Below are 8,750 nucleotides of genomic sequence, written 5' to 3'. Positions count from 1 at the left end.
CGGCGGTAACACGAGTTCGAATCTCGTTGGGGTCATTTATGGCGACATAGCCAAGTGGTAAGGCGTGGGTCTGCAACACCCTGATCACCAGTTCAAATCTGGTTGTCGCCTCTGAGGAATCATCGAAAGATGGTTCCTTTTTTTGTGCCTGGAAAGCCTTATTTTACAAGGGTTTCCGGGATTTTAACCCTTAAAATAACTGTGAAATATCTATAGGAAAATTTCCTTGTAAATTTCCGTTAGAGGTCATTTTTTACTGCTTCTGAACGAAAAATAAGGCACCAATAGGGCACCAAATTTTTCAGCCATTTATTGGATGGCTATACCAGAGTCTGTACGGCAGAAAATGCACGCTCCAGGCTGGTATGAACGTAGGTATCATAAGTGATTTTCACGGAGGAATGTCCTAATAGCTGACTTACTACCTTAATGTCTACACCGGCTTCTATCAACTGACTGGCGAATGTATGGCGCAGTGCGTGAATTGTTACAGGCGTGATGCCAAGCGACCGCTGCATATTTTGAAAGATGTGATAGAAAGAACTTTGAACCACCATCTTTCCAGTTGATGTGCAGATTACGAAATTGCTCTGAATCCGTTTCCTGTCATGCAATTCTTTTAGATGGCTAAGAGCAGCCAGCGCTTTATCGTTCAGGGGAACTTGGCGAGTTCCAGAACGGGTTTTCGTAGAAACGATAATTTGTTTACTTCCATGTGCATTGATGCCATCACGGTTTTTGATTCTGGAAGCATTTTGTGATACGGTCAGTGTCTTGGTTTTGAAGTTGATTTTATCCCATGTCAGTCCGAGTGCTTCGCCGGAGCGCAGCCCGGTATTGGCAATTAGCACATAGGCGGAAGCGTACCAGTATCGCGGTTCTCCGCTTGAATAGAGGCAATACTGCGCTTTTTCAAGCTTTGCTAAATCTTCGCTTGATAATATCTCAATTTCTTTTGGCTGAATCGCCATATTTTCCTGTTTGGGGAGCTGTACCCCGTCAACTGGATTGTATCCGATATCACGGACGGCAACAGCATATCGGAAGCAATTATTCAGGAGGTCATAGACCTTCTTTAGAGTTGAATAAGCTAACGATGATGTGTATGAATTGATTAAGGCTTGTATTTCCATGCTGGTAAGGCTTCCTAACTGACTGCGGCCTACCGGAGAATGCTTGATCTGCCGGTTGTAAGTGCGTTCCAGACGATCGTAGGAAGCTGGTTTCATGGTGTGCCGTTTTACATTTTCAAGCCATCGCTCGATATAGGTGTTGACGGTCTCCTTGCGCGCAATTATTTCATGCCGCTGTGTTTTTTCATAAAATTCATTAAGGTTCTTTTGAACATCTTTTTCAGAGGTTCCGGTATAATAATATGTATCGTATCCGGTAATACGGATGCGCCCAAGATAAGAACCATTTGCTTTCTTCTGGATGTTTCCAGCGCCTTTTCTTTTTCGGGTACTTGTAGTAGATGGCATTTTAGTGCTCCTTTCGTCTAAAGGTGCGGATTGTGACGAGTAACAGATGTCACAATCCGCCGCTGTTAAAAATCAATATAAAATTTCTTTTCCTGCATTTTCCAGAACCCATCGCTGGATTGCTTCATCGCTGGTAACATACTGGCGACCGACTTTCACAACCGGAAGGACACCTGCGAGCAGCAGCTGCCGGAGCTTTGTTTTCCCAAATGGAAAGATCGTTAATAAGTCGGAAAATGAATATAAATTGCTGTAAACCATATCAAAATCTCCTTTCTGTGTATTTCACAGATATGATGTATAATCTAAAAAATGAAATTTACCTGTTGCCTAGTCATCCCATTGTTTTACCCGGATACCTGTAAGAGCAGCCATTGGATTTTTCCCTGTTTCATGCCGCCTTTTGGTAGAGCATCCATTGATATTGGAGCAAAACCAGCTGATGAACGTGTGGTAGCGCAGGGGAGAAAAATCGGACTCCTCACAGAAATTACGATAAATCTCGTATAACTGTCGGGAGTAAACCATATCGGTCGGTTCTCCAGTGACCTCTAGGTATTCTTCTACAAATAGCGGAATACTTTCTATAGAGTCACACTCTTGATACCGCCAGCGTTCTTTTATCTTGTCCGCAGCTTCACAGGGAGAGAAAATGTAATGGTTATTGACTACATTGCTCAAAGCTCGTAGACATATGGATATAATGTCATCTTTTTCCTGTAGCAGCTTACGGGAAAGCTCTGTATCTGCGTATTCCTTTTCTATGGTGTAAAGAAAAGGAATTACGATCATACGTGCCCAGAAAGCATCGTCTTCATCAGAACGTGAAATCGTAACGGGATAGTTGCTTGCGAATAGAAAGCGTATTGTGCTGTGAATATCCCGCAGTTTGTCATATTTTCGTTCTATTGAAATGCTGTCCCCACCGGTAATCTGTTTGATGATAGACACGACGATAGGGGTAAATTTTCCTTTAGGGAGATCCAGAGATAGATTGAGAAGTTTTCCCTGAATATCGCCCATCGAAAAACGTCCGGGAATCTGGGTAATGGATTTACTGGTAACCAGTTTATTGCCAAGCGTTTTTTGGAGAAATTCGCCTAACGTACTTTTACCACTGTTTGGAGCAGTTCCCATTACAAAGAAACATTTCCCCTTATTACAGGAAGAAAGTAAATACCCCATGGATTCTATGATTCGAGTTTTAATTTCAGGATTCCCACCGCTGATAGTAGATAGAAATCCATCAAAACTCTGGCTTTCAGGTTCTTCTATCCAGTCGGCATCCAGAGAATAGAAAATAAGAAATTTCTTATTATGAGCAAGAAGTTTCAATTTTTTCAAATTCAGGACACCGTTTTTGAGGCTGACATAATCAGCGGATTTCTGGAGCTTTTCCTCATAATCATCTGGAATCAGGCGTTCGTCTACCCGCATATAGGTAAATAAATCGTCAAATTTTTTCCTCGAATAGCTGGAGAACGCATCCTGTCTGACTTTCGAGCGGACAACCCTCAGAAGATCTTCGGAATCCTCGATAATCTGATAGCATTTACCTGTATAATAATAAAGACAGTTATCATGCAGGATGATAGTCAGAGCTTTGGTAATAGCATTCGCTATCTGGTCTATGTTCATTGAAGATTTATTTTTGCCTGACATCAGTGTTTGGGGTGCCACGGGGATTACTGTAGGCTGTAGCACTGATACAGGTGCTATTTTTTCTGCCGGAGGATTCGGAGAAGGCTTTACTGATATCTCATCCTCGTTTGGTGGAATGGATGAGTTGATAAGATTTTGGAAAAAATCATCCTCATCAGGTTCAAATTTTGATTTTTTAGTTGACCGGTTGCCAAGTCTTCGCGTTTTATCCGTTCTTTTTGCTTTTTTCTTCGGAGCATTTTCTTTATGTTCCGTGGACAGCAAGAGATTGTCCGATAGATTTTCTGTGTATTCTGTGTCATGTAACGCTTGATGAAAATCTTCGGTAAAATCCCCCCAAATATTTTCGGAGTTATTTTTTGAGTCTTCTGTTCTGGATTTCAAGCCTTTATCAGAAGGAGTATTCCATGTAGTCATTTTCATCTTCCTCCACGGTAGAACCATCTTTATCTTGCATAAACAGAGTCAATAAGGTACAGAGTGAAGAAAATCCCTCTTCATTATTTTCCTCCCGTGTAAAGACCTGTTTATCATGAGAGAAGAAAAAAGCGATGCCATATTCTTGATTTTCAACGAACCCGTGGATGGAAAAATCCTCTGGAAAGAAAAAGTCTTTGCCATTATTCAAAATAAACTGCGATTCGGATGTTTCGGTTGATTTGACGGCAATTCCCATTTTCTTTGAATTTTTAATCCATATCATTAAGGATGTAGGACAAGATACATATTCTCCATCTTGGACAGACCAGATCATAGAAGAGTGGTTCTGCCTGATACAGATATAGGCATTGCTTATTTTTGAACAATCATAAACATCCAACTTAGCAGCAGCGCCCTTGTTGAGAAGCTGGAAGAGAATAGCAGAACTCTTAGGCTGCTTTGCTGCCTCTACTCCTGCCAAAACAGCGTTTTTTGTTTCGATTGATGTTTCGTTCATATTTTTTTATATAGGTAGCACAGTTCCGGAGCTGCGCTACCGTTTCTCCTTATATTTTAAATTTTCTTCAGCACTGATGATGGGGATAGTATAGCAAAGGAGGCAGAAAAAAACACGTGGGAGATTTTTTGTCAAAATCTCCCACGTTTGAAATACATTGCAGATGCATATTTTTGAACTGTTTTATGAGGCTAAATCCAAGGATGTCAAGCTAATTTTAGATGATATTATAAAATTTAGCCATAATTTCAAAAGCCTCTGGATGATTCTTTTGTTCATTCATCAAGGCATCCTTCCATACCTGACGGTGGCGGCTGTTTTTGGTTCGTTGCTTTTTACTTTCGGCGAGTGTTCTCTTCATTGAACTATCCTCCCATTCATCATGTTCATCAAGTGCTTCCGGACAATGTTCGCGTACATACTGATTTAATCGTTCGGCACACTCGGAGACGATACGTAGCTCAGCCTCTTTATTCATCGCGTTCTGAAATTCTTTGGCTCGTTTTTTGCGGATAGCGATAAGGCTATCTTGTGCGTTGGATATAACGGAATCGAGCTGGGAAGCGGTGGTATGAAGCCACTGATAGTAGTCGTTGAGAATGACACCATCAAGTGAATGCGTTACATCCTCTAATGTGATAGCGGAAGTACACATATCAAAAATTCTATTCGAAAAAAATTGTTTGAACGCCATGATTGGATACTGTGTTGCGATTTGTATGGTCTGCTCAAATTTCTTTTTGGCATCCTTAGAGATAGTCTCTAGGCGATTATACATTTCAAGAAATCCCTCGACAGCAAATCTCAGTTCGGCAATGAGTTCACCCGAATGCTGGAATTTGCAAAAATATTCGCGGTTGAGATTTTCGAAATTACGCTTATCAAGCGGATAATTAAACGCCTTTTTCAGAGCTTTTATCCAGGCTTGTTTTGTGCGGTAATGATTAACCAGCGTAACGAGAAAATCACGATCAGCGAAAGTAAATTGATATTCACCGTTTATTTTGAAATCTTCGATAAAATCCTCGATGCAGAATATCCGCACAATATCACGGAAATCTTTGGTAAAGTCCTGGCGGGCTTGTTCAAATTCTGCGACCGGAACGGAAGCTGCTTTTTTGCCTGTAGGAATTTCTTTCTCAAGAAGCTCTTCAAGCGTGAAGTCGCTGTAAGGCGGTTCATTCTTATAATACTCGTAGACAACCTGAATAAAGTTAATTGTTCTTTCCATATGACTACCTCCCTAGTAAAATGATTTCCTGTGAGCTTAGTATAGAACGGTTGAAGAAATTTTCAACTTGTTTTGATCGCGCAATTCGTCACATCGCAGTTTCTTGAAGAAAAAAGTATGTGTCAATGTGCCGGGGAAACCTTGATTTTATTAGTAAAAATGGTTGGTTGAGATAATTATGGGCGCGGACAGAAGGAAATTGTATTTTAATTAATACAAAATGGGGAAAAGGTAAAAAAGTTCTGGCACATTGACACATCGGCACATTTTTTAATATTTATGATAAATATATTCCAGCACGGCAGCTTTAGGAATTTTCCAGCGTGTGCCGATTTTAAAACCTTCAATTTCTTCGTTATGGAGTAAATCCAGCAAGGTGTTTTTTCCTATCTTTAAGAGTTCCTGACATTCTTTAAAGGTCAGGATATCCGGTGTTTGTTCGAACATAGAATCATTCCTTTCAAAAAATAATTTGGGCTGTGGTAGTCCTCATTGGTTTATATGAGTGTTTTTCCCTCCGGCTGTTGCGTACTCTTCGATTTTGAAATCATACATCATTTGTTTGAATCAAAGAAAATCAGAAAGTGAGGAAACAAAATGAAAACAGGAACACAAATTTTGAAACTAATGGGAAAAGCATCGGCACAGCTGATTATTTGGCTGGCACACAGACTGGAAGGAGGAAACTAAGATGGCAGCAAATGTGGAGACAATGTTTTATACGAGAACAAAACCGTGGCATGGTCTGGGAACCATGGTGGAAGAAGCAGCAACATCGGGGGCGGCGTTAGAACTGGCTGGTCTGGACTGGAGAGTAGTTCAGAAAAATCTGGTAACGGAGGAAGGGATCACCGTTCCGGGATTTCGGGCGAATTTAAGAGAGACAGATAATCAGGTGTTAGGAGTGGTAAGTGACCGCTACAAGGTAGTCCAGAATGAAGAAGCGTTTGCTTTTACGGATGAATTACTTGGTGAGGGAGTCACATATGAAACGGCGGGCAGTTTGCAGAACGGTCGCCGGACTTGGATTTTAGCGAAACTTCCTACCCGCTATATTATTAGTGGGGATGAGATTACGCCGTATCTGGTATTCATGAACAGCCATGACGGAAGTGGGGCAATCAAGGCAGCTATGACACCGATTCGTGTCGTGTGCCAGAATACGCTGAATTTGGCGTTATCAACGGCGAAGCGTTGCTGGGCGACCAATCATACGGGAGATATTCGGGGAAAATTGGAAGATGCGAAGAATACGCTGCTTTATGCGGATAAATATATGGCGGAACTGGGAAAGACGATTGATTATCTGAATCAACAGAAATTATCCGATCGTCAGGTGCTGGAATATATAGATTCTATGTTCCCATTGCTGCTGAATCCGTCGGAACAGCAGGTAAAAAATATTATGCGAATGAAAGAGGATATGAAAGCGAGGTATTTTGATGCACCAGATTTACAGCATATAGGAAAGAATGCATATCGTTTTATCAATGCGGTATCTGATTTTGCGACCCATGCCAAGCCGCTGAGAACGCGGAGTGGTTACCGGGAGAATCTATTTGCCCGGACAGTGGATGGAAATGCGATGATAGATAAGGCGTATGAAATGGTAAAAACGGCATAGTGGTAAAAATGAGAGTATCCGTTTAAAAGCGGGTACTCTTTTTCTTTTGCCCGTTTGAGAAAAACAGGAGGGATGAGACATGATCGGAAGTAAAATTCGTCTTTTAGAAGCCAGTGAAATTGAATGCAGGGTCGGAAGTATAGGGAAAAATGGATTGAGTTTGCTTCTATATAAAGATGCCCGCGTGGATCAAAAGATTTTGGATGAATGCTTTTCTCCATGTGGATGGAAGCGGACACATCAGGAGATAGGCGGAAATTTGTACTGTACGGTAGAGGTGTGGGATGCCGAGAAACAGCAATGGATAGCCAAGCAGGACGTAGGAACGGAGAGTTATACGGAAAAAGAAAAGGGGCAGGCATCGGACAGCTTCAAACGTGCTTGTGTCAACTGGGGGATTGGGAGAGAGTTATATTCGGCTCCGTTTATTTGGATTCCGGTAGAGAAAGCCGCGATTTCATATGATGGGAAAAGATATACAACATCTGAGCATTTTCGGGTGTCAGCTATCAGCTACGCATCAAACCGAGAAATAGAAGGTCTGGAGATCTGTAATGCCAAAGGAGGCGTCGTATTTAGAATGCAATTATCAGGAACTTCTTCTAACAAGCCGGGAAGAGTGTCCGAAACAGCCAGAGCACAGCTGTCGGATAAAATGCGGCGGGATTTGCAGAAAGAATTAGAGCGGACAGGAATCTCGCTGGAACAGGTATTGGCGCGTTACCATTTAGAAAGAATTGAGCAGATGAAGCCGGAGCATTATCGGGATGCGATGAGTGGACTGAAAAAGTCGAACCCCGTAGCGGCTGCCTAAAATGGGACAAGGAAAGGAGAAATAGTTATGTGTAAGACAATATCAACAATGGGAATGGAGCATGAGGAATGGTTGAGGCTGCGGAAAGGAGGAATCGGAGGTTCGGACGCCGGAGCTGTGTGTGGACTGAATCTATATAGAAGTCCAATGGCGGTTTATTGGGAGAAGACAACGGATACGTTGGATTTATCAGATAATGAAGCAATGCGGCAGGGGAGAGATTTGGAAAATTATGTTGCACAGCGGTTTACAGAAGAGACAGGTAAAAAGGTGCGGCGTTCTAATAAGATGTATTGGAGCGAAGAGCACCCGTTTATGTATGCGGATGTGGATCGGCTGCTTGTGGGGGAAGATGCAGGTTTGGAGTGTAAGACGGTAAGCGCCTACAATGCGGGAAAGTGGGAGAATGGAGCGATTCCTATGCATTATCTGATGCAGTGTATTCATTACATGGTGGTAACCGGAAAACGAACCTGGTATATCGCGGCGGTTATACTGGGACAGGGATTTGTATATTCCCGGATTGACTGGGATGAAGAGATGGGAGAACAGCTGATAGCGCTGGAAGAGGATTTTTGGGAGAATCATATTCTGGCGAGACGGATGCCAGAACCGGATGGCTCTGCATCATGTAGCGCTGTGCTGGAAGAATATTTTCATCGGTTCAAAAAGACGGAAACAAGAGAGCTGTCGGCGGCGATGGAAACAAAATTGAACCGCAGGCAGGATATTTCGGAAAAGATGAAACAGCTGGAGAGAGAAAAGACGCAGATTGAGCAGGAGGTAAAGGTATTTATGGATGGATGCGGGGAGGCAAACAGCGAACATTACCGGGTAGTGTGGCAGGAAATTGCTTCAGAATGCTTGGATATAAAACGTCTGAAGCAGGAGAAGCCGGAGGTCTATCGGGAGTATGTGCAGAGTAGGAAAAGTAGCCGGTTTACGGTTAAGGTAGCATAAAAAGTGGCAAGATAGGAAGCTGGGGGAGTAGCGAAGCATAT

At 42.3% G+C, this 8,750-nt stretch carries 9 protein-coding genes and 1 tRNA gene; 4 read left to right on the top strand and 6 right to left on the bottom strand.

All coding sequences use genetic code 11. From position 1 onward, the window contains the following. Positions 1–40 precede the first annotated feature (40 nt). Positions 41–111 (top strand) — tRNA-Cys (locus QVO97_RS02910). A gap of 209 nt (positions 112–320) precedes the next feature. Here QVO97_RS02910 and QVO97_RS02905 read toward each other — a convergent pair. The 6 genes from QVO97_RS02905 to QVO97_RS02880 form a co-directional block, all read right to left on the bottom strand. Continuing rightward, entirely contained in the window at positions 321–1,481 is a 1,161-nt protein-coding gene (locus tag QVO97_RS02905) for a tyrosine-type recombinase/integrase (RefSeq protein WP_022358919.1), read from the bottom strand. Between the two features lie 72 nt (positions 1,482–1,553). Continuing rightward, positions 1,554–1,742 (bottom strand): hypothetical protein, encoded by a 189-nt coding sequence (locus tag QVO97_RS02900; protein ID WP_022358918.1) that lies wholly within the window; start codon positions 1,740–1,742, stop codon positions 1,554–1,556. Between the two features lie 69 nt (positions 1,743–1,811). Then, positions 1,812–3,560, bottom strand: a complete 1,749-nt coding sequence (locus QVO97_RS02895) for a DNA primase family protein (RefSeq protein ID WP_022358917.1) — start codon at positions 3,558–3,560, stop codon at positions 1,812–1,814. Then, positions 3,535–4,080, bottom strand: a complete 546-nt coding sequence (locus QVO97_RS02890) for a hypothetical protein (protein WP_118653316.1) — start codon at positions 4,078–4,080, stop codon at positions 3,535–3,537. The genes QVO97_RS02895 and QVO97_RS02890 overlap by 26 nt, the downstream gene beginning before the upstream one ends. A 217-nt stretch (positions 4,081–4,297) precedes the next feature. Next, positions 4,298–5,311 carry a hypothetical protein gene (locus QVO97_RS02885; RefSeq protein WP_022358915.1) on the bottom strand — a complete coding sequence of 338 codons (1,014 nt, stop codon included), beginning with the start codon at positions 5,309–5,311 and terminating at the stop codon, positions 4,298–4,300. Between the two features lie 270 nt (positions 5,312–5,581). Continuing rightward, positions 5,582–5,758: a helix-turn-helix domain-containing protein gene (locus QVO97_RS02880; protein WP_022358914.1), complete on the bottom strand. Its 177-nt coding sequence runs from the start codon at positions 5,756–5,758 to the stop codon at positions 5,582–5,584. Between the two features lie 244 nt (positions 5,759–6,002). On the opposite strand from QVO97_RS02880, the gene QVO97_RS02875 reads away from it, so the two are divergent. The 3 genes from QVO97_RS02875 to QVO97_RS02865 all read left to right on the top strand — a co-directional run bounded on the left by QVO97_RS02875 (position 6,003) and on the right by QVO97_RS02865 (position 8,709). Continuing rightward, on the top strand, positions 6,003–6,935 hold the full coding sequence (locus QVO97_RS02875) for a DUF932 domain-containing protein (RefSeq protein ID WP_022358912.1): 933 nt from the start codon (positions 6,003–6,005) through the stop codon (positions 6,933–6,935). A 79-nt stretch (positions 6,936–7,014) separates the two neighbouring features. Further along, positions 7,015–7,749 carry a hypothetical protein gene (locus QVO97_RS02870; RefSeq protein WP_022358911.1) on the top strand — a complete coding sequence of 245 codons (735 nt, stop codon included), beginning with the start codon at positions 7,015–7,017 and terminating at the stop codon, positions 7,747–7,749. Between the two features lie 27 nt (positions 7,750–7,776). Then, entirely contained in the window at positions 7,777–8,709 is a 933-nt protein-coding gene (locus tag QVO97_RS02865) for a YqaJ viral recombinase family nuclease (protein ID WP_022358910.1), read from the top strand. Positions 8,710–8,750: the final 41 nt, after the last annotated feature.

It is taken from the genome of Clostridium sp. CAG:43 (assembly GCF_000434655.1).
GTDB lineage: Bacteria > Bacillota > Clostridia > Lachnospirales > Lachnospiraceae > Otoolea > Otoolea fessa.
This window is presented reverse-complemented; position numbering and strand designations above follow the sequence as displayed.

What these genes read in the sequence shown, in the direction of transcription:
- QVO97_RS02885 (WP_022358915.1), bottom strand. Translation starts at nt 5,311, where the DNA reads ATGGAAAGAACAATTAACTTTATTCAGGTTGTCTACGAGTATTATAAG.
- QVO97_RS02875 (WP_022358912.1), top strand. Translation starts at nt 6,003, where the DNA reads ATGGCAGCAAATGTGGAGACAATGTTTTATACGAGAACAAAACCGTGG.
- QVO97_RS02890 (WP_118653316.1), bottom strand. Translation starts at nt 4,080, where the DNA reads ATGAACGAAACATCAATCGAAACAAAAAACGCTGTTTTGGCAGGAGTA.
- QVO97_RS02870 (WP_022358911.1), top strand. Translation starts at nt 7,015, where the DNA reads ATGATCGGAAGTAAAATTCGTCTTTTAGAAGCCAGTGAAATTGAATGC.
- QVO97_RS02900 (WP_022358918.1), bottom strand. Translation starts at nt 1,742, where the DNA reads ATGGTTTACAGCAATTTATATTCATTTTCCGACTTATTAACGATCTTT.
- QVO97_RS02905 (WP_022358919.1), bottom strand. Translation starts at nt 1,481, where the DNA reads ATGCCATCTACTACAAGTACCCGAAAAAGAAAAGGCGCTGGAAACATC.
- QVO97_RS02880 (WP_022358914.1), bottom strand. Translation starts at nt 5,758, where the DNA reads ATGTTCGAACAAACACCGGATATCCTGACCTTTAAAGAATGTCAGGAA.
- QVO97_RS02865 (WP_022358910.1), top strand. Translation starts at nt 7,777, where the DNA reads ATGTGTAAGACAATATCAACAATGGGAATGGAGCATGAGGAATGGTTG.
- QVO97_RS02895 (WP_022358917.1), bottom strand. Translation starts at nt 3,560, where the DNA reads ATGACTACATGGAATACTCCTTCTGATAAAGGCTTGAAATCCAGAACA.